Source organism: Pseudoflavonifractor hominis, assembly GCF_014288125.1.
In the GTDB taxonomy this organism is placed as follows: Bacteria; Bacillota; Clostridia; order Oscillospirales; family Oscillospiraceae; genus Pseudoflavonifractor_A; species Pseudoflavonifractor_A gallinarum.
This window is the reverse complement of sequence record NZ_JACOPR010000005.1, coordinates 19,419-39,673: the sequence shown is the minus strand read 5'-3', so window position 1 is coordinate 39,673 and position 20,255 is coordinate 19,419. Positions and strand designations below refer to the sequence as shown.

Below are 20,255 nucleotides of genomic sequence, written 5' to 3'. Positions count from 1 at the left end.
AGCAATATGCCGGAAGATCACAAAAAACGTCTCCCATCATGTGACACTTTCTACAAGGAAGACAGATGTTCCAAGGCAGGCAGAAAGGAGGAATGGCAAAACATCCTGCTGTATGGCAGATATCACACCAGAAAGAAAGGAAAATATTATGAAACACACGTTTCGAAAGCTGGCATCGGTCCTGACCGCCCTTTGTATGCTGGTTTCCCTGTTCCCCGCGGCGCTGGCCGCACTTCCGGTCGCTTACGAGTATGTGCAGGACACCGACGGAGTGGACTCCGGCACGGTGTATGCCATTTACTACGGCGGAACCAGCAACGGAAGCATCCTCTATCATACCGGCAGCGGTACCACCGACCAGGTGGGCGGCACGGTCGCCGGCGACACACTGACCCTCAACGGCGGCTTCGCCGTCTCCCGTCAGCTGTGGACCATCGTTTCCGCAGAGGGCGGCTATACCCTCCAGAGTGTGGACAGCGGCCGCTATCTGGATCTGTCCCAGCCCACCAGCAGCAAAGTCAACACTGCCCAGGAGGCGGTGACCCTGACCATCTCACTGCTGGAGGATGGCACCTATACGGTGACCCATACTTCCGGGAATGCCCTCTCTCACGGCACCTCCGGCCAGTATTATTCCAGCAGCTCCGCCACTCCCCTGTATTTCTACAAGCAGACCGAGGTGGAGCCCAGCATGGCCCCCGGAGCCCCCTCCGGCTCCAGCGCTGGTCAGCCCTTCGTAAAAGAGGACACCAACAGCACGCATTTCCGTATCCCCGCCCTGCTGACCCTGGACAACGGCTGGATCGCGGCGGCCTCCGACATCCGCTGGCGCACAGACGGCGACTCCCCTCAGAATCTGGACACCATCGTCAGCCTCTCCAAGGACGGCGGCGCCACTTGGGATTGGAACGTGGTCAACTACTACGACGATATGGCCGATGACGCCACCGGCCAGACCAGCGCTTCCTTCATCGATCCCTCCATCCTTCAGGCCGAGGACGGCACCGTCCACATGGTGGTGGATGCCTGCCCCTCCTATGTGGGTCTGATGTACGGAAATCAGATGGGCTGGGAGAGCTCCGGCTTTGACGATGCAGGCCGCCTGCTGGTGACCCTGGGCACGTCCGGCGGCAACGCCTCCAAGAAGGTCGCTGACTATACCTATTATGCGGATATCAACAACCCCTCCGCCGGTGCAGAACAGGTCGTTGGCAGTGAAGCGATTACCCTTTACCCCATTTGCAAGGCAGAGGATGACAGCCAGACCGGAGCCTGGGTGGACGCCTGGCTGAACGTGTATACGGAGGAGGACGGTGTCATCACCCCCGACCTGTGCCTCCAGCTGCAGAGCTCCGACGCGGTGCAGAGTAACCTCTTCTACCGCAACTCCCAGTGGAAAGCCTACCCTGTGTTCTACATCATGCACCGCTCCGCCGACGTTACCGCGGACGGTCTGGTGTGGAGCGATCCCCAGTTCCTGGACATCAAGCTGTCCGAGGATGAGGCCTTTACCGGCGTGTGTCCCGGCCGTGGCCTCTCCTTCCAGTATGAGGGCCATGAGCGCCTGGTGTTCCCCCTGTATGACAATGCCACCGGCACCGAGCTGGCCAGCGTCATTTACTCCGATGACGGCGGTCAGACCTGGACGCGCGGCCAGCATAACGCCGACCTGAACGGCGTGGGCAAGACCAGCGAGTCTCAGGTGGTCCTTCTGCCCGACGGCACGCTCCGGATGTACTCCCGCAATACCATCCACTACATCAGCTACGCCGACTCCACCGACGGCGGCGAGACCTGGGGCACCTGCCAGAAGGACATGGCCCTGGGCAGCCGGAACCCCGGCAACGGCTGCATGGTCTCCTTCATCAACCTGGACGGCATTCTGGTGGGTCCGGACAACACCATCTATGAGAATCTGATCCTGGCCTCCTACCCGGTGGTACAGCGGAAACAGGGTGTGGTGCGCATCGGCTATGTGGACGGCGAGAACGTGGTCCACTGGCTCAACGACGATGAACCGCGCTATCAGGGCGCCGGCAATTTCAGCTACTCCTGTGTGACCCAGCTGCCAGAGGGGGACGCCTTCGGTATCCTCTATGAGTATGGCAACGAGACCAATACCATCCAGTATGAGACACTCACGGTAAACGACCTGCTGGGGCAGGGCTGGTATCTGCTCAGCGGTACGGAGAATCTGCCCTCCATCTCTCTGGATCAGGCCGTTGTGGATCTGAAGGCCGGTGAAACCGCCAAGCTCACCGCTACCTATACCCCCACCGGCGCAGAAGTGACCTGGACCTCCAGCAATCCCGCTGTGGCCACCGTGGAAGGCGGTGTGGTCACCGCCGTGGCCCCTGGCACCTCCACCATCACCGCCTCCGTCACCTCCAGCGGCATTACCCGCACCGCCTCTGCCGACGTGGCCGTCCAGGGGAACGAGGGCGTGATCCTGCCCGACCGGTACACTGATCAGATGGAGGAGAACTATCACGAGGCCTCCACCACCTATGCGCTGGACGACGACGGTATTGATTCCGGCAGCGTATACGCCATCTTCCACAGCAACAGTAACCGGATCCTGTACCACGCCAGCGGCAGCACCACCAGCGATCAGGTGACCGGCAGCGTCTCTAACAGCCTCCTCAATCTGGACAGCGGCTACCTCGTCACCCGTCAGACCTGGACGGTCACTGGGGATGCGGAGAGCGGCTATACCATCCAGAGCTGTGAAGCAGATGGCCGCTACCTCAACCTGAATACCGCCACTAACGCCGGCAGCAAGGTACCTGTCACCGATGAGTCCCAGGCTCTGACTATCACCCCCGTGGACGGCTCCGCCGGCTCCTACACGGTCAATCGGATGGTGGGCGATCAGACCCTCTACCTGGCCCACGAGAACGGTACCAAGCAGCACTATGTGGGTACTGAGGCCGTCCCCTTCCAGTTCTACCGCCAGGTCATCACCGAGGCCGGCTACACCTACACCACCTCTGCCGACGGTCTGAACGCCCTGATCGCCGACCTGTCCACACTGAAGGAGTCTGATTACACCGCCAGCAGCTGGGCGGCTCTGCAGAATGCACTGACCGCCGCCCGTGCAGTTGCCAAGAGCGAGAGCTTTGATAGCCAGGAGGCCGCCCAGGCTGCCCAGGCCGTTGTCGATCAGGCTGCCAAGGACCTGTACGCGGCCAAACTCGGTCTGACAGAGTCCAGCGGCGATTCCGGTTCGGGCGGTTCCAGCTCCGGCGGCGGCTCTGCCGGTGTGACCCGCTATACTATCACGGCCAGCGCTGGCGAGGGCGGATCCATCACCCCCAGCGGTAGCGTGTCCGTCAACTACAACAGCGACAAGGCCTTTACCATCACCGCCGACGAGGGCTTCGAAATCGCCGATGTGGTGGTAAATGGCAAGAGTGTGGGCGCGGTGGCCAGCTACACCTTTGAAAACGTCCGCACCAATCACACCATTAAAGCTACTTTTGCAAAGAGCATCGACGAGAGTGATACTCCGCTGGGCGACCTGCCCTTCACCGATGTGGCTGCCGATGCCTGGTATGCCGAGGCGGTGTCCTATGCAGTGGAAAAGGGTCTGATGACTGGAACGTCTTCTACGACCTTCTCCCCCGAGATGACCTTTACCCGATCTATGATGGCTCAGATCCTCTACAATCTGGAGGGTAAGCCCAGCTTGGACAATGAGGTCCTGGGCTATCCCTATGCCGACGTGGCGGGCGATACTTGGTATGCAGACGCTGTATATTGGGCCCGGCTGAAGGGTCTGATCAGCGGCTACTCGGATGAGAAGTTCGGTCCCAACGATTCCATCACCCGGGAGCAGCTGGTATCCATTCTGTACCGCTATGCCAGCTACCAGCAGCAGGACATCAGCGCAGCGGCAGATCTGAGCGTCTTCTCTGACGCAGAGCATATCTCGCCCTGGGCGGCGGACAGCCTGAAGTGGGCCGTAGCCGAGGGGATCCTCTCCGGCAAGGGCAACGGACAGCTGGATCCCACCGGCACCGCCAGCCGCGGCGAAGTCGCGCAGATGTTCTGGAATTACATGAAATAATCGGGTATATGAGTCGCAGCTCCTCCCCCTTTCGCTCGGTGACGAGGAACCCCTAATTAACCATGGAGTAATGCCAAAAGGCTTCCTGTCCATTTAAGGACAGGAAGCCTTTTTATACCGTGGCTGTCTTCCTTGAAAACTCGCTGCAACCGGATATACTCATCGGATACGAGCGCATAGTATCCGCTCACTTCATTCATGCTCTCGCATTTTTGTCCATGACAGGCGAACTCCTGTCATGGACTTTTTTATTTTCCTTTTCGAAATTTTTCAAAACTTTTTTCCTCATTTCTTTTTAAAAATGGTTGGTATCCCACGTCATTTTATTTTTTATCCAAATTCCAAATAATCTCATTCCAAACATATCGAAAAAAAGAATTTGCAGATTTTACCCCTCGGCACTACAATGAAATCTAAAAAATTTTTACGCCGTATGGTCAAGCCAAAGGAAAGGAGCCCGGGATGGAGCTATTTATCTCTGATTTGGACGGTACTCTGTTGGACTCGCAGGCACAGCTCTCACCGGTCAGCCTCAAAATTCTCCGCATGCTTCTGAGTGACGGACTTCCCTTCACCGTGGCCTCCGCCCGGACCCCCTTTTCCGCACTGCCGCTGCTGGCGAGCCTTCCGCTGCGCCTGCCCTGGATCCTGATGAACGGCGCACTCCTCTATGATCCCGTGCGCCAGAGCTTTCCCGATTTCGTCCCGCTCTCTCCGCAGGCCCAGAAAATACTGGCTCAAGCCGAGGAACGCTGCGGCATAAGCGGACTCCTCTTCACCCTGGAAGAGGGCCGGCTCCGCTGCCACTGTTCCCCTGCTGCTCCCCCTGCCGCCCAGCACTACTTTGATTGGACAGCTCTCGCCCCCTATCCAGCCCTGTGGAATGGCTTCGGCCGGCGGCAGGCGGCGGAGCTCGTCTCCCGCCCACTCCTGTACGGCATGTATCTGGATGACCGGCCCCAGCGTCTGGAACAGATGGCATCCCTGCTGGACGGGCGCGGCCTGACCCTGGACTTTTACCGGGATCGCTATACTGAGGAGCGGTGGTATCTGGAGGTTTACAGTGCACAGGCCTCCAAAGGTCTGGCCCTTGCCCGGCTGCAACATATGGGTGCTTTCACCCATATTGTTGCGTTTGGGGATGGGCAGAATGACCTCGCCCTTTTTGATGCCTGCGACGAGGGATACGCTGTGGCCAACGCCTGTCCCGCTCTGAAAGCCCATGCAGACGGCATAATTCCAAGCAACGAGGCGGACGGCGTGGCCGTCTATCTGAGTAAGAGGTGGAACTGTGAAACAGATTTTGATCGTCAGTCACTGCATTCTGAATACCGCCGCTAAATGCCGTGCCTACCGGATGGAATCCATCCGCGCCGAGGAGTCCTTGCGGCGGGAACTGCTCCATCGAGCGGTGGACCGCGGTGTTCAGCTTCTCCAGCTGCCCTGTCCGGAGCTGATGCTCTACGGTCTGGATCGCTGGGGCCACACCCGGGACCAGTTTGACAACCCTTTCTTCCGTCAAACATGCCGGGAACTGCTGAAGCCCATCCTGCTCCAGATCCAGGCCTATGCCGCAGCGGAGAACGTAGAGCTGCTGGGGGTTCTGGGCATCGACGGCAGTCCCAGCTGCGGAGTGAAATACACTTGCTCCGGCCCCTGGGGCGGCGATTTTGGCGGCCGGGACGTGAGCGGGGTACTGTCCCAGGTCCGGACTGCATCCGCTCCCGGGGTCCTGATGGAAGTATTTCTGGAAGAGCTGGCCCGCTTGGGGCTGACATTGCCCGTGGACGGGCTGTACGCCAAAGAGCCCGGGCGCGCCCTTTCCTTGCTGGGCGGAGAGGAGGCTTCCCATGGCTGAGATCGTTCTGGAGCACGTCTCCAAATCCTTTGGCAGCACCCGCGTCATCGAAGATCTGAGTCTCACCCTTCGCTCCGGCGCCTTTACGGTACTCCTCGGCCCCTCTGGCTGCGGCAAGACGACACTTCTGCGGATGATCGCCGGCATCGGCCCGGCTACCAGCGGCCGGGTCTATATGGACGGCGTGGATATTACCGATCTGCCCCCGGGAGAGCGGAATGTGGCCATGGTCTTTCAGAGTTATGCCATCTATCCCACCATGACCGTCCGGGGCAACATTGAGTTCTGCTTGAAAAACAACAAAGTCCCCCGCACCGAGCGGCAGCGCCGTGTGGCGCAGGTGGCCCGGACCGTGGGCCTGGAGGATTACCTGGACCGAAAGCCCTCCCAGCTCTCCGGCGGCCAGCGGCAGCGCATCGCTCTGGCCCGGGCCCTGGTGAAGGAGCCCGCCGTCTTTCTTATGGATGAGCCGCTCTCCAATCTGGACGCCAAGCTGCGCACTGCCATGCGCAGTGAGCTCATCCAGCTCCACCAGGCACTGGGCGCCACCTTTGTCTATGTGACCCACGACCAGACCGAGTCCATGGCCATGGCCGACCACATCGTGCTCATGAATGAGGGGAAAATCCTCCAACAGGGGGATCCGGAGTCTATCTACCGGGACCCGGATAATATCTTCACAGCCCAGTTCATCGGAACTCCGCCCGCCAATATCCTCCCCCTGCCCGGAAGCAACTTCCGCCTGGGCTTCCGCCCGGAGAAGGTCCGCTTCCTCGCTTCCGAGGAGGCCCTGGCCTATACCCGTCCCGGGACCGTGGTAACCCGGGAGATGCTCGGGGCCGAGGTTCTCTATAAGGTCCGTCTCCCGGAGGGCGATGTGATGGTGCGCAGCGCCTGCTTCCAGTACCGGGCCGGGGACACCGTGTGTCTGGGCGTGGCCGGGGAAGACCTGTACTTCTTCGATGAAAACGGCCTGCGCATCCGCAGCGGGTGCGGTGAGCTGATCCGCCGTCTGGAGGAGGGTACGCTATGAGGCCAGGCAGAAAGCTGCCCCGGCCAAGCGGGCGCAAATCCTCCGGCACTGGACTGGTCCCCTATCTGCTGGTGGGGCCGGCCATGCTCCTCCTGCTGATTTTCGTGTTCTATCCCCTGGTCAATCTGGTCTATCTCAGCTTTTTTGACTACAACCTCATCCGGGAAAAGACCTTTGTGGGTCTGAAAAACTACGAGGTTCTCTTCTTTGTTAAGACCGATTTTCTGGACGCTCTGCGCAACACAGCGGTCTACACTCTGTCCGTCCTCTTTTTCAGCCTGCTGCTGGCGGTACTCTTTGCCCTGTGGCTGGAACCAGACAGCCGGATCAACCGCTTTCTCCAGAAGAGCATGTTTACCCCCTATCTCATCTCCATGGTGTCCTGCGCCTACATCTGGTCCTGGATGTATGATGCCGACAGCGGCATCCTCAACGCCATGCTGGCTCTGTTCGGCCTGCCTCTCTCCCGGTGGCTCAACGACTCGGATCTAGCCCTCTTCTGTGTGGCTGCGGTGGCAGTGTGGAAGAGCCTGGGCTATTACCTCATCATCGTACTCGCCTCCATCCGCTCGATCCCTGCGGAAATTCTGGAGGCCGCCGCCCTGGACAACACCCCGCCGGTGCGGAAATTCTTCCGCATCACCCTGCCCATGATCTCCCCCCAGCTCTTTTTCCTGCTCATCACCATCACGATCAGCTCCTTCAAAGTCTTTGACGTGGTGCGGGTCATGACGGACGGGGGCCCTGGCAACGCCACCGATGTGCTGGTGACCTATATTTACCGCTACGCCTTCCAGATGAACGCCCGGGTGGGCTATGCCTCGGCGGCTGGCACTGTGCTGCTGGTGATCCTGATGATCCTGACCTATTTCTATTTCCGGGTGCTGAGCAAGCGCGTCCACTATCAGTGAGGAGGAACTGCCATGAATCTGACCTCTTCCCGAACCGTTCGCCTGCGCCGGCGCGCCATGGGCCTGCTCTCCCTGCTCTTTAAACTGGCTATGGCGGTCTTCTTCCTCTTCCCCTTTTATTGGATGATCACCACCGCCTTTAAAACCTATGGAGAGTCCATCCGCTTCCCGCCCACTCTCTGGCCGGAATCCTTTACACCGGAGGCCTTTTCCGACGTGTGGCAGCGCATCGATATCCCCCGCTATCTCAAAAACTCCCTCCTGGTGTCCCTGGGCGTGGTGACACTTCAGGCGGTATTCAATGTCACCGCAGCCTATGGCTTTGCCCGCTATGAATTCCGAGGCAAGCGGTGGATGTGGGCCCTGGTGATGCTCGCCTTTATGATCCCCACCCAGATCACCTTTGTCCCCGTGTACATTCTCTTCTCCAAGGCCAAGCTCCTGGGCACCCTCTGGCCCCAGATCCTCCCCTTTGCGGCCAATGCCTACGGCATTTTTCTCATCCGGCAGTCCTTTCTCCAGGTTCCGGACGAGCTGGTGGAGGCCGCCCGCATGGACCACGCCGGGGAGCTGAAGATCCTGACCCACATCATGCTTCCCATGTGCCGCTCCAGCATCATCACCGCGGAGCTCTTCAGCTTTATCAGCACCTGGAACTCCTATTTCTGGCCTCTGGTCATGACCAATTCGGACAAAGTACGCCCCCTGACCCTGGCCATGCAGCGTCTCCAGGACGCTCACCAGGGTCTGGAGTGGCCGGTACTGATGGCGGCCAACAGCCTGCTGGTACTGCCGGTACTGCTTTTGTTCCTGCTGCTCAGCCGCCAGCTTCTCTCCTCCTTCGGCTACCGCGGCATCAAATGATCCCTTTCTGTCGGGCATACATATGTATGACATATTTTAATACAAAGGAGACCTTGAAATGAACCAGAAACCCCTTGCCCTCCTCCTGGCCGGAGCCTTGAGCCTCAGCCTCACCGCCTGCGGCGGCGAGAGCGCTGCCACCCCTACCCCCGATACCCAGACCACCCCCACTCCCGCTCCGGAGAGCGAAGGCCCGGACTATGTCACCGAGCCCATCACCATCACCTTCTGGCATGACCGCACCTCCGACACCGACTACGCCTTCCTCCAGAAATCCATCCAGGAGTTCAACGACACCAATGCGTACGGCATCACCGTAGAGGAGGTGGCCCAGGGATATCTGGACGATGTCCAGGCCGCCATCGAGACCGGCATCGCCGCCGGGGAGACTCCGGTCCTGGCCGACCTCTCCTGCAACGGCATCCCCCTCTTTGCCAGCGAGGGGATCCTGGCCGACATGACGCCCTATGTGGAGCGGGATGGCTTTGACATGGAAAACGTGGTGAAGGAACTCACTGACTATGTCTACTACGAGGACCAGATCGTGGCCATGCCCTATACCCGCGGTACCGCCATCCTCTACTATAATAAGGATCTCTATGCCCAGGCCGGTCTGGACCACGCCCCCACCAGCCTGGAGGAACTTAACGAGTACGCCGCCAAGATCTATGAGACCTCCGGCGGAACCATCCGCGGCATCGGCTACACCATCGAGCCCACCTACTACCAGCACTACCTGCTGGAGTCCCTCAACGGCGTTGGCTTCATGGATGCCGACGGCCTGGGCGCCTCCTGCCTCACCGACGGCTCCATGAGCCAGTTTCTCACCGACTGGTATAACTGGACCGAGGAGGGCTGGTGCGAGATCCCCGCCCTGTCCAGCGCCAGCTCCGCCATGCAGGAGAGCTTCTACAACGGCCAGCTGGCCGCCTTCGTCTCCAGCTCCAACCGGGCCACTTCCATCTCCCAGAAGGCCGCCGAGATGAACATCAATCTGGGCATGTCCGCTACGGTGGGCTATGGCGGTTATGCCGCCCCTCTGGGCGGCGGCTCCATCGGCATCATCGCTGAGGGTCACAGCCAGCAGGAGATCGCCGCTGCCTGGGAGTTTGTCAAGTTCCTGATGAGCGACGAGCAGGTGGCTGCAAACCACATTGAGACCGGCGTGCTGCCCACCACCTATTCCTCCGTGGAGACCGACACTCTGAAGGACTTCTGGGCCGATCCCGCCAACGAGGGCTACAAGATCTCCTATGAGCAGGTCACCGACGCCTCCGCGCCCGCCATGTCCCTCTATACCAGCGAGTGGAACAGCGTGGTTCGCACCGCTTACTCCGACCTGATCCAGGGCCGCGATATTACCCCCGAGCAGGCCCTGGAGACTCTGGTCAAGGAGGCAGAGGTCATCTTCCCCGCCCAGTAAATCACCTGTGACATACGAACGCCCCCTGCATAGGTTTATCTTCTTCCTATGCAGGGGGCGTTTTGCCTGCGTTTTTCGAGCGCTGAAGTGCCATTGCAATCTACACCCATCCTAAAATAAGTAATGCAGTCCATACTTTCCATCTGCCCAAAGCGATAAATGTTTTCGCATATGTAAAAACATGCTATACTTAGCATAATACCGGCTTAATTCTTCGAAAAAGAGAGTGAGTGGAAATGAAACGGCAGGTCAGCTTTGTGTATCCAATGAAAGGTCCCGGGCGTCCACAGATTTTGTTGATCGGAAATGGGCTGGAATATAAAAGCGGACAGCGCAGTTGGGAGCAATTGGTCCGGGACCTGACCTTGCCGGAAAAACGGGAAATGAGCGGAGTGGAGTCCCTTCCCTTTCCTCTGCGCTATGAGCTGCTCTCTACCCCTTCCACTTCCCCCACGCCTATGGGGCACGAAGATATTTTGCAAGAAGAAAAGCGTCTGGCACAAGCCATGAAGGCCATGGTGCACAGGAGCAATCCCCTGCTGGAAAAACTTCCGGGCCTCCGGATGGACCACATTTTCACGACAAATTACTCCTATTGTCTGGAGCAGGCCTTTTTCCCTCACCGCAACTTTGGGTGCAGTCGAACACGCTCTCAGTTTCGTTTTGACCTGCGGGATCGCGAGAGCAAAGCCATTCAAACACGGGAAGTCCAGTACCGCCTGCACACAGGCTACTTCTTCCCTGCCGGACCTGATACCCCTCAGGGAACCGGCCTTTGGCATATCCACGGGGAGAGCAGTGTTCCGCAGGGCATCATCCTGGGGCATGACCGCTATGGCCGCCTTTTAGCCAGAATCGTGCAGTGCTGTCAGAATACGGCCCAGCGGACGTCCAGAACCAATGTGGGAAAGCTTCCATTTCTCTCCTGGCCCAGCCTCTTTCTCTTCGGTGATGTGTATATTCTGGGGTTTGGATTTGACTCATGCGAATTTGATCTATGGTGGCTTTTGCGCCGAAAGCAGCGTGAGCGCAATGGAGATGGAAAGGTCTATTTTTATGACAAGCCACCCTTTGATGCGCAAAAAAAGATGCACCATTTTCTTTTGCAGGCCAATGGCGCGGAGGTTCGGACTGCGGGCGCCACGGATCGGACGGATTATGATACGTTTTATGCTGCCGCCATTCAGGAGATCCGGCAAACGGTAGAACAACGCCGAACGTGAATATCTTTGAAGGAAGTGAGGGACATGAGGCTACTTTATCTGTACCTGGATTTCACACAAAATGGGAAAACACCAGATGGATACCGGGGACATAAGCAGTGTGAATTGAACTTCAGCACAGAGTATATCTACACCATGGAACGCGCTTCAGCAATAAGGACGCGCTTTTGCCTGAAGCGCACAGCAAGAAAAGAAAACGACAGAGTCGAACGTGGTTTCTGGGGCGACGAGCGGATTTATAATATATCAGCAATCGTAGGGGAAAATGGGACCGGTAAAACCACTCTGATGCATGCCGCGATTAGGGCACTGACTGCGCTGTATTTCAGAATACCCCAATCATTGCCCTTTCATTTTATCTGCTTGATGCAGGATTCCGGCGGAAAAATATATCTTATCTATTCTCAGCGGGAAGCTAAGATCAATACCCCTGATTTCGAATGCAGCCAAATCTCATATTCTACTGGTATTGTTTCACCATATTTCCTTAGAAAGACTAAGTTAATCACTTTTTCAAACACAATGTCCATGTCAGACCTGGAACAATGCCGTATACTGCATGAAGACAGCGAGGATGGTGGTATTGGCGTTTGCGGCACATTGTACTCAAACCCGCTCTATGACTGCTCTTTGGTTGCCAATATGATGCTGGCGCAAGAAGTCAGCAATACAAATTCGAACAAACGTCCGCTGGAAGATCAGCTATATACTTATTTTACGTTTGAAAGTTATCAGCAAGCACGTTATTTATTTGACCGGAATCAGAGAAACATTCTGCTCCAGATGAGGAAAGACGGATACCCGGTTCCTTTTCCGCGGGAGCTGACGTTAGGGATCCATCCCGTGGTTGAACGCCTCAAAAAAGTGGAAGAGGAGATTGCAGAAGGATCCCTGACGAACGGGTTCTTTGGGTGGTACCGCCAATACAGTATTTTTTCAGAACAAGCGAACGATACGTATTTGCTTCTTGCTGAACTGAGTTTAAACTGTGTGGTAAACTTTCTGAGGATGGCCAGCAGGTTGTTCGGGCACGACAGTATAGGATTGGTGTCGCTTCCGGAAGCATTTACAGAACCACAGGATTATATTCGAACGATGGATTTCGTCGCTGCCAACCAAAGCGATTGGAGACTGCAAACTTATTATACCTCTTGCAGAACATACATTGAATTTCTTTGGAACAATGCGGAGCATATCCAGAAGTATTGGACGTACTATAAAAATAATTATGTATGCCACATCCCACTGGGTGAACAACTGGATCCCATCTTGCAGGAATTGATGATCCGTTTTGTGGATTTAAACCGTGCAATCAGTGGAAGCGACTATTTTGTGACTTACCATTGGGGATTCAGCAGCGGAGAAAACATTTTACTCCGCATTTTCACAAAGCTGCGATACCTGCTGAGTGGAACTTGCTATGATGAGGAAAGCGCGGAGTTCATCACAGCAGAATCTGCGCAAAATGCAATGCTTGCTGAACGGAAAGATCATATTCAAAATTCGCTTGGCATGGAGGAAACATGGGACTGCGACTCCGTGATTCTCTTTTTGGATGAAGCCGACCTGTCCCTTCACCCGGAATGGCAGCGGATGTTTGTCGCCACATTGGCCGAATTTCTGCCGCGGCTCTATCAGAATCCTTACTATCCGGGAGCTGACAGCGGCTGTCAGGATATTCAGATCATCTTGACCACCCACTCTCCCCTGATGTTGGGGGACTTTCCATCGGCCTCTGTGCTTTACCTGAAAAAAGGCAAAGACGGCTGTATTACCGTGGAGTCCAACAGTGCCTTGCAGCCCTTCGGGCAGAACCTCTACACACTCCTCAAAGACGGATTTTATCTGCAGAACGGCACCATTGGAGCGCTGGCCCAGAAAAAAATCAAACGTGTGCTTGAGGACATCCAGAAGATCAAACCACCCGCACATGATCTCCCGATGGATTACACCGAGCAAGAACTGGATAAATGGGAATACCGTCTGGAAATGCACAGACAAAAGACGGTGCGGTATCTCCCGGAAGGCATTATGCGCAGCAAACTGGAAGAGGAAATTGCCGCTGCACTTGCTATGATCCATCAGAGGAGAACGCCGGAGCAAAAAGAACAGATAAAGCAGGAACTGAGAGAAGATATCGCCCGCTTACAGCGGCAGCTGGATATGTTAGAGCACGAAGGAGAGACATCACGATGATCCGTATTTCGCCGCCGTGGAAAGGACCACAAGCAGAGGACATCTGGGCGCTGTACTATTTCCTGCTCTATAAAACACTCCCCTTTGCACCAGAGAATTATCTGCCCATAGACAGACGTGGCGCCTACTACTATCCGGACGGAGACCGAACGAAGAAAAAGCGATATCCCACCGCCCATAAAAAATTCAAACTAACCAAAACATCGCAAGATATACTTTCCAAAGCAAAGGTTCCGGCACCGAATACGCTGGAAGAATTGATTGAACTGGTAAGCCCACAGCTGCACCAGTATCTCTATCAAAATCATACCGTCCAACGGGAAAAACTGAGGGAGCTGCTTACCACGGAGACAGACGGCAAGACCATTCAAGCCAAAAAGCTGGCGTTTTCTGCAAAGTCAGCGCTGTCAAAATTACTTTTGACGCAAATTTTTAACTATGACAGCTTTAGCCGCCAAAACTTGTTTCCCCAATTGGTACAGATGATGGGTGTGGAGGTCTGTCCCTATTGCAACCGAAGTTTTACCACCACAGTCAGGACCCGCAATAGAGAATATCATCGGCAAAACCAAGTTGATCACTACCGTTCCAAGTCCAAGTTTCCATGGTTTGCCCTGACGCTTCCCAATTTGATCCCCGCCTGTGGGAACTGCAACCAGAAAAAGGGAGATGATGAACAGTACGTACTCTATCCCTACCAGGAAGAGTTCGGGGAGCAGTATCAGTTTCATACAACCCCCATCTCGTCAACTGCCTATCTAATGGGCCAAATGGTCAAGCCCGACGAGTTTGAAGTAACCATCGAGAGAGTTGGACCGTCCACTGACCCGGACTATGACCAGCGCGTCCAAACCTCCATTGAGAAATTCGGGTTGGATGTGCTGTACCGCGAGAGCCACAATGCCTATGTGTGTGCGATCTTCGAACAGCGCTATATCTTCAATAATGCCTATCTGGATTCTCTGATTGACAGCTTTCCGGGCTTATTCAAAAGCAGAGAAGAAGCCCGCCAGCTGCTCTACATGAAGCGCTATGATGCGGAGGGACTCGGCGCAGCGCCTTTGGCAAAGCTGACCCATGATATAGATGAGGAAATTTCCAGGCTATACATGGACAAGAAGCCATGATCCTATGGCACTGCGTTTTGTCTGAAAGAACTACAACAAATAACACGATCGTCTGAGAGGCTGACCCTGGATGGAGGGTCAGCCTCTCAAATACATTTAGGGTTTGTTTTTCAGGGCACCATTTCCAGGTTTTTTGTTCGGCTCAGAAGGAGGGATTTGAAACCCGCGCTTACATTCTCCTCCTTTTTTCCTGCTTTATGTCTTCCCTTTCCGTGTAAAAAGTCAAAATTCAGCACCTGATACGGTACCAATTTACCCCCTTCCCTACTCCCCTATCCAGTCCCATAAGGGAAAAATAAGGGAAAAAAATGAGGCTGACCGGTGATCCGGCTGGACTGTGCTGTCGAAGACAGAAATACCGTAGATGTTCTGGATATACCTCTCAATATAGCCGGAAGTCATCCCTTTAACATACATGGACAGGAACTTCTCTTCGATGTCCTGTACTGTGCCTCATAATAAAAGAGACCCCCTACTCCCTTTTTTGTGAAATTCAATTGAATTTACAAATAAAGTGCGCTAACATTGACCAATAAGGCCCTAATACTTGCTTATGGCTATCGACGGGTAAAAATCTGGCTTCCTACCATATTATCAACCACGAACACATACTGCTTATTCCAAAAACAACCCCTATAGATGTGTTTTGGGACAGCACCATAGCTGGTTTTCTAAACCTCTGTCTGCTTGACAAGATGCCACATATAAAACAGTCCAGTTTATTGGACTCATTCGGTGATAATCTGTAACTGAATAAATGTTTAAAAGGAGAATGCTTTATGGAAAGCTCCCCCTGTATCGCCCATATTTCTGATGACGAACGATCACAAACCGTTCTTGCGCACTTACAGAATGTCGCACTTCTGGCAAAATCGTTTGCCCACCCTTTTTCAGGAGACGAACAGGCAGAGTTAGCCGGGCTGGCTCATGATATTGGGAAATACTCTGATTCCTTTCAAAATCGTTTAAGAGGTCTCCCTATACGAGTAGACCATTCTACAGCTGGTGCGGTAGAATGCTGGGGGCGCGGACAGCCTTTTGCTGCTTTTGCAGTGGCCGGCCACCATGGTGGACTGCCGGACGGCGGCAGCCAGACAGACGGGCCGGACCAGACCACACTGTGGGGCCGCATCAAGCGGAAAGAGTGGGGTCTTTTGGAATCCTATGAAGCTTGGATGCAGGAGGTCATGCTCCCTAAAACCGAGGTGCCAGATTTTACGGAACGTTCAGGATCGGAATGGGTATTTTTTACCCGGATGCTGTACTCTTGTCTGGTAGATGCCGACTTTTTGGACACAGAGGCCTTTATGGAGGGGCAGAGTCGGGAGAGATACCAGACTTCCATAGAACAGCTGTGGAACAAGCTCCAGGACTACATATCAGGCTGGTTTCCGCCCGAAGGGGAGCTGAACCGCCAGCGCTGTAAGATCCTGGAGCAATGCATTCAGGAGGGAGAAACGCGAGCGCCGGGGCTGTTTTCTCTAACCGTGCCAACTGGCGGAGGGAAAACCGTGGCCTCCCTGGCTTTCGCTCTGACCCATGCCAAACAGCACGGTCTGAAGCGAGTGATCTATGTGATCCCCTACACCTCCATCATTGAGCAGACAGCGGAGGTATTCCGGGAGATCCTAGGTGTGGAAAACGTACTGGAGCACCACTCCAACGTACTCTACGATCTGGACAGGGAGGCTGATCCCCACACCATTTCCCTGGCCAAAGCCACAGAAAACTGGGACATACCGGTAGTGGTGACCACAGCAGTACAGTTTTTTGAATCTCTGTATGCCTGCCGCTCCTCTCAATGCCGCAAGCTCCACAACATAGCCGGCAGCGTAGTCATTTTTGATGAAGCCCAGATGCTGCCTATCCCCTATCTTCGTCCCTGTGTCTGGGCTATTTCCCAGCTGGTGAAGCGTTACGGCATCTCCGCAGTTCTCTGCACAGCGACGCAGCCTGCGCTGGAGCCGATCTTCCGAGAATTTCTCCCTCAGGTTCCGGTGCAGGAGCTGTGTCCGCCCGATACCTGCCAGTGGGATCTATTCCGCCGAGTGACCTTCCGGCAGACAGGCTGCCTGACCTGGGACGAACTGACCGCACAGCTTAACGCCCACGACCAAGTTCTGTGCATTGTCAATACCCGGAAAGCGGCTCAGGAGATCTATGGGCGGCTGGACGGAGCAGGCAGTTTCCATCTGTCCACCCTCATGTGTCCCAGCCACCGTAAAGTACAACTGAGGGAGATCCGCCGCCGATTGAAGGAGGGCCTTCCCTGTCGTGTTGTGTCTACCTCCCTGATCGAGGCGGGTGTGGATGTTGATTTCCCGGCAGTATTCCGGGAAATAGCCGGTTTGGACTCTATTTTGCAGGCCGCCGGACGGTGCAACCGGGAGGGCAGGCGGTCTGCTGAGGAGAGTGTAGTCCACATTTTTAAAAGGGAGGAAAAAGCCCCTCCCCTCTTCTCTACCGCTATCGGAGCAGGAAAGGCGGCCATGGCCCGCTATGCCGATATCGCCTCCCCGGAAGCCATCCACACCTATTTTTCTGAACTTCTAGATCTGAAGGGATGCGATGCGCAGGACAAAGAGCGGATTTTGCCGCTGATTCAATCTGAGTTTTTTCCCTTCCGCAAAGTAGCGGAGCGATTCCATCTCATCGACAGCCCCACCCGGACGGTCTATATTCCTTGGGAAGAAGGAGCAAATCTTGTGGAGCAGCTGCGCACCGGCGGGGGGGGACGAGAGCTGTTCCGAAAACTAGGACAATATGGGGTATCTGTCTACGAACAGCACTTTGCTGCCCTGGAGGCAGCGGGAGATCTGGAGGTGCTGGAAAATGGCGCGGCCATTCTGCGCAATCCTGCTCTGTACTCTGATACTACAGGTCTCTCACTGGAGGCTGACAGTGGAAAGGGCTTGTTTATCTAGGTAGAAAGCGGTGGGGAAGAAAAACACTTCCCCACCGCCCTGGCCGGATCTTCTCTAAATCAATATTTCAATCCACGCATCTCTGCGACGTACCCAGTATACCACAGAAGCTTCTTTGTTTGCAAATCACCATATTCTATTTCATTGATTTAGAAAAGATAATATTGACTTATATGTTAGCGCGTGCTATATTGAAACCAGAGCAAGATAAAACTCTGAAAGGAGTGACGCCTATGTCCATCAAGCTGGAGGTCTGGGGAGACTACGCCCTCTTTACCCGCCCGGAAATGAAGGTAGAACGGGTGAGCTATGACGTGATGACTCCCTCGGCTGCCCGGGGTTTGATTGAGGCCATCTATTGGCACCCGGGTATGCGTTGGTACATTGACCGCATTCACGTCTGTACCCCCATCCGTTTTACCAATCTGCGGCGCAATGAGGTGAAATCTACCATCTCCGCTCGCACCGCCCGCACAGTGATGGAGCGTGGGAAGGGAGAGCTGTACCTCAGTACCTCGCAGGAAATCCAGCAACGGGCTGCCTTGCTGCTGCGGGAAGTCCGCTACGTAATCGAAGCCCATTTTGAGATGACAGAAAAGGCTACACTGGGAGATAATCCAGGGAAATTCCAGGACATCGTAAAACGACGGATCCAGAAGGGACAGTTTTACCACCAGCCCTGCTTCGGCTGCCGGGAGTTTCCTGCTCAATTCCGTATGTGTGAGAAAATCCCTCCCTGTCCCGATGCTCTGAATGGAGAGCGAGATCTGGGCTGGATGCTCTATGACATGGACTATGCTGACCCGGAGAATATTACCCCCCTCTTTTTCCGGGGAGTGCTGCGGGATGGAGTATTGGAGATTCCCCCTTGGGACAGCGAGGAGGTGCGCCGATGATCCTACAGGCGCTGACAGAATACTATCGCATGCTGGCTGACAGCGGCAAGATCTCTCCGCCTGGCTGGGGCGAGGTCAAAGTCTCTTTTGCTCTGTGCATTGGAGCAGACGGGACGCTGGAACAGGTGGTCTCCGTCCAGACCGAGCAAACCAAGGGGAGAAAGACCGTACTGGCACCTCAGCCCATGATGCTTCCGGCTCCAGTAAAACGTTCGAGTGGAGTTGCCGCTAATTTCCTCTGTGATAATTCCAGTTATCTGCTGGGCGTGGACAATAAGGGAAAGCCTCAGCGAACTTTGGAGTGTTTTCAGGCGTGTAAGAAGCTCCACGAGGAGCTGTTGGAAGGAGTAGATAGCCCCGCAGCCCAAGCTGTGCTTGCCTTTTTCCGGACATGGCAACCGGAGCAAGCCGCCAGTCACCCTGCATTGTCCGTCTGCTGGGAAGAGCTTATGGCCGGAGGCAATCTTGTATTTCGCTTTGATGGGGCCTTTGTTCATCAAAATATGCCAGTCCGGCAGGCTTGGGACGATCACTATCAGACGGAAGAGGATGGTCCTCAGATGGTCTGCTTGGTCACAGGAAACCGCGGAGCAGTAGAGAGCGTCCACCCCTCCATTAAAAACGTACAGGGCGCCCAGTCCAGTGGAGCAGCCCTGGTGTCTTTCAACGCGCCTGCCTTTTGTTCCTATGGTAAGGAGCAAAATTATAATGCTCCTACCAGCAAATACGCTGCTTTTGCCTACACCACCGCCCTCAATCACCTGCTCTCTGATCGGGAACACGTCTACCGAATGGGAGATACCACGGTGGTCTGCTGGGCCAAATGTGGTGGGGATGTCTATCAGAATCTGATGGGCTGGGCCCTTTTTGGAGCAGAGCCATCTTACACGCTGACCGATTTACAGGGGGCGCTGAACAATCTGTGCAATGGTATGGCGGTAGACCTGGACGAGACACGGCTGGACCCCGACATGGAATTCTATATCTTAGGGCTCTCCCCCAATGCCGCCCGGCTCTCGGTACGCTTTTTCCTGCGCAACAGCTTTGGGGCCTTCCTCCGCAATACCCAGGCTCACCAGCAACGGTTGGAAATCACCAAGCCCACCTATGATAAATTTGACACACTCCCCATGTGGAAGCTGCTGGACGAGACTGTCAATCAGAACAGCCGCGACAAGAGCCCGGCCCCCAATATGGCTGGCGAGGTACTGCGCTCTGTCCTTACCAATACTCATTATCCGGCCACCCTGCTCAACGGCGTGGCACTACGTATCCGAGCAGAGCACCGCGTAACTCGTGGCCGAGCCGCCATTCTCAAGGCTTACTACCTAAAAAATATACATCCAGATGTCCCAAAGGAGGTTTTGACTGTGTCGCTCAATCCAGACAGTACCAATGTTCCCTATAACCTGGGACGGCTCTTCTCCATACTGGAAGCCGTCCAGTCCAGCGCCAATCCTGGCATCAACACCACTATCAAGGACAAGTACTTCAATTCTGCCTCCGCTACCCCCGCCATTGTGTTCCCAATCCTGCTGAATCTGGCGCAGAAACATCTGAAGAAGTTGGATGCAGGCCTACGTACTTATTACGATAAACAAATCACCGGGCTGCTCTCCAAACTCGGAGAAGTCTACCCTCCGCGCTTGAATCTGCCCCAGCAGGGTTCCTTCCAGCTGGGATATTACCATCAGACCCAGAGCCGCTTTGAAAAAAAGGAGGAAAAGTAAT

At 55.2% G+C, this 20,255-nt stretch carries 13 protein-coding genes; all 13 read left to right on the top strand.

The window, feature by feature from the left end; all coding sequences use genetic code 11:
* Window positions 1-148 precede the first annotated feature (148 nt).
* The 13 genes from H8S34_RS09145 (at window position 149) to cas8c (ending at window position 20,254) form a co-directional block, all read left to right on the top strand.
* Window positions 149-4,069, top strand: a complete 3,921-nt coding sequence (locus tag H8S34_RS09145; protein WP_186963789.1) for an S-layer homology domain-containing protein — start codon at window positions 149-151, stop codon at window positions 4,067-4,069.
* A gap of 462 nt (window positions 4,070-4,531) precedes the next feature.
* The gene (locus tag H8S34_RS09140; RefSeq protein WP_186963788.1) at window positions 4,532-5,410 is read left to right on the top strand and encodes an HAD family hydrolase; all 879 of its coding nucleotides are present in this window, start codon (window positions 4,532-4,534) and stop codon (window positions 5,408-5,410) included.
* A complete protein-coding gene (locus tag H8S34_RS09135; protein WP_101693212.1) occupies window positions 5,361-5,927 on the top strand; it encodes a CD3072 family TudS-related putative desulfidase in 567 nt (188 codons plus the stop codon). Before H8S34_RS09140 ends, H8S34_RS09135 begins: the two co-directional genes overlap by 50 nt.
* On the top strand, window positions 5,920-6,960 hold the full coding sequence (locus H8S34_RS09130) for an ABC transporter ATP-binding protein (RefSeq protein WP_186963787.1): 1,041 nt from the start codon (window positions 5,920-5,922) through the stop codon (window positions 6,958-6,960). The genes H8S34_RS09135 and H8S34_RS09130 overlap by 8 nt, the downstream gene beginning before the upstream one ends.
* On the top strand, window positions 6,957-7,871 hold the full coding sequence (locus H8S34_RS09125) for a carbohydrate ABC transporter permease (protein ID WP_101693214.1): 915 nt from the start codon (window positions 6,957-6,959) through the stop codon (window positions 7,869-7,871). The genes H8S34_RS09130 and H8S34_RS09125 overlap by 4 nt, the downstream gene beginning before the upstream one ends.
* A gap of 12 nt (window positions 7,872-7,883) precedes the next feature.
* Window positions 7,884-8,735: a carbohydrate ABC transporter permease gene (locus H8S34_RS09120; RefSeq protein WP_186963786.1), complete on the top strand. Its 852-nt coding sequence runs from the start codon at window positions 7,884-7,886 to the stop codon at window positions 8,733-8,735.
* 58 nt (window positions 8,736-8,793) lie between these two features.
* Window positions 8,794-10,158 carry an extracellular solute-binding protein gene (locus H8S34_RS09115; protein ID WP_186963785.1) on the top strand — a complete coding sequence of 455 codons (1,365 nt, stop codon included), beginning with the start codon at window positions 8,794-8,796 and terminating at the stop codon, window positions 10,156-10,158.
* Window positions 10,159-10,394: 236 nt separating this feature from the next.
* Window positions 10,395-11,381, top strand: a complete 987-nt coding sequence (locus tag H8S34_RS09110; protein WP_186963784.1) for an SIR2 family protein — start codon at window positions 10,395-10,397, stop codon at window positions 11,379-11,381.
* A 24-nt stretch (window positions 11,382-11,405) separates the two neighbouring features.
* Window positions 11,406-13,577 (top strand): ATP-binding protein, encoded by a 2,172-nt coding sequence (locus tag H8S34_RS09105; protein ID WP_186963783.1) that lies wholly within the window; start codon window positions 11,406-11,408, stop codon window positions 13,575-13,577.
* Window positions 13,574-14,704, top strand: a complete 1,131-nt coding sequence (locus tag H8S34_RS09100; protein WP_186963782.1) for an HNH endonuclease signature motif containing protein — start codon at window positions 13,574-13,576, stop codon at window positions 14,702-14,704. Before H8S34_RS09105 ends, H8S34_RS09100 begins: the two co-directional genes overlap by 4 nt.
* Window positions 14,705-15,483: 779 nt before the next feature.
* The gene (gene cas3 / locus H8S34_RS09095) at window positions 15,484-17,628 is read left to right on the top strand and encodes a CRISPR-associated helicase Cas3' (protein ID WP_186963781.1); all 2,145 of its coding nucleotides are present in this window, start codon (window positions 15,484-15,486) and stop codon (window positions 17,626-17,628) included.
* A 233-nt stretch (window positions 17,629-17,861) separates the two neighbouring features.
* Window positions 17,862-18,524, top strand: coding sequence for a type I-C CRISPR-associated protein Cas5c (gene cas5c / locus H8S34_RS09090; protein ID WP_101693220.1), 663 nt, complete (start codon window positions 17,862-17,864; stop codon window positions 18,522-18,524).
* Window positions 18,521-20,254, top strand: a complete 1,734-nt coding sequence (gene cas8c, locus H8S34_RS09085; protein WP_186963780.1) for a type I-C CRISPR-associated protein Cas8c/Csd1 — start codon at window positions 18,521-18,523, stop codon at window positions 20,252-20,254. Before cas5c ends, cas8c begins: the two co-directional genes overlap by 4 nt.
* Window position 20,255 lies beyond the last annotated feature (1 nt).

Excerpts from the sequence above, each read along its gene's own strand:
- H8S34_RS09120 (WP_186963786.1), top strand. The coding sequence starts at position 7,884 with ATGAATCTGACCTCTTCCCGAACCGTTCGCCTGCGCCGGCGCGCCATG.
- H8S34_RS09145 (WP_186963789.1), top strand. The coding sequence starts at position 149 with ATGAAACACACGTTTCGAAAGCTGGCATCGGTCCTGACCGCCCTTTGT.
- H8S34_RS09140 (WP_186963788.1), top strand. The coding sequence starts at position 4,532 with ATGGAGCTATTTATCTCTGATTTGGACGGTACTCTGTTGGACTCGCAG.
- cas8c (WP_186963780.1), top strand. The coding sequence starts at position 18,521 with ATGATCCTACAGGCGCTGACAGAATACTATCGCATGCTGGCTGACAGC.
- H8S34_RS09115 (WP_186963785.1), top strand. The coding sequence starts at position 8,794 with ATGAACCAGAAACCCCTTGCCCTCCTCCTGGCCGGAGCCTTGAGCCTC.
- H8S34_RS09100 (WP_186963782.1), top strand. The coding sequence starts at position 13,574 with ATGATCCGTATTTCGCCGCCGTGGAAAGGACCACAAGCAGAGGACATC.
- cas5c (WP_101693220.1), top strand. The coding sequence starts at position 17,862 with ATGTCCATCAAGCTGGAGGTCTGGGGAGACTACGCCCTCTTTACCCGC.
- H8S34_RS09125 (WP_101693214.1), top strand. The coding sequence starts at position 6,957 with ATGAGGCCAGGCAGAAAGCTGCCCCGGCCAAGCGGGCGCAAATCCTCC.
- H8S34_RS09130 (WP_186963787.1), top strand. The coding sequence starts at position 5,920 with ATGGCTGAGATCGTTCTGGAGCACGTCTCCAAATCCTTTGGCAGCACC.
- H8S34_RS09105 (WP_186963783.1), top strand. The coding sequence starts at position 11,406 with ATGAGGCTACTTTATCTGTACCTGGATTTCACACAAAATGGGAAAACA.
- H8S34_RS09110 (WP_186963784.1), top strand. The coding sequence starts at position 10,395 with ATGAAACGGCAGGTCAGCTTTGTGTATCCAATGAAAGGTCCCGGGCGT.
- cas3 (WP_186963781.1), top strand. The coding sequence starts at position 15,484 with ATGGAAAGCTCCCCCTGTATCGCCCATATTTCTGATGACGAACGATCA.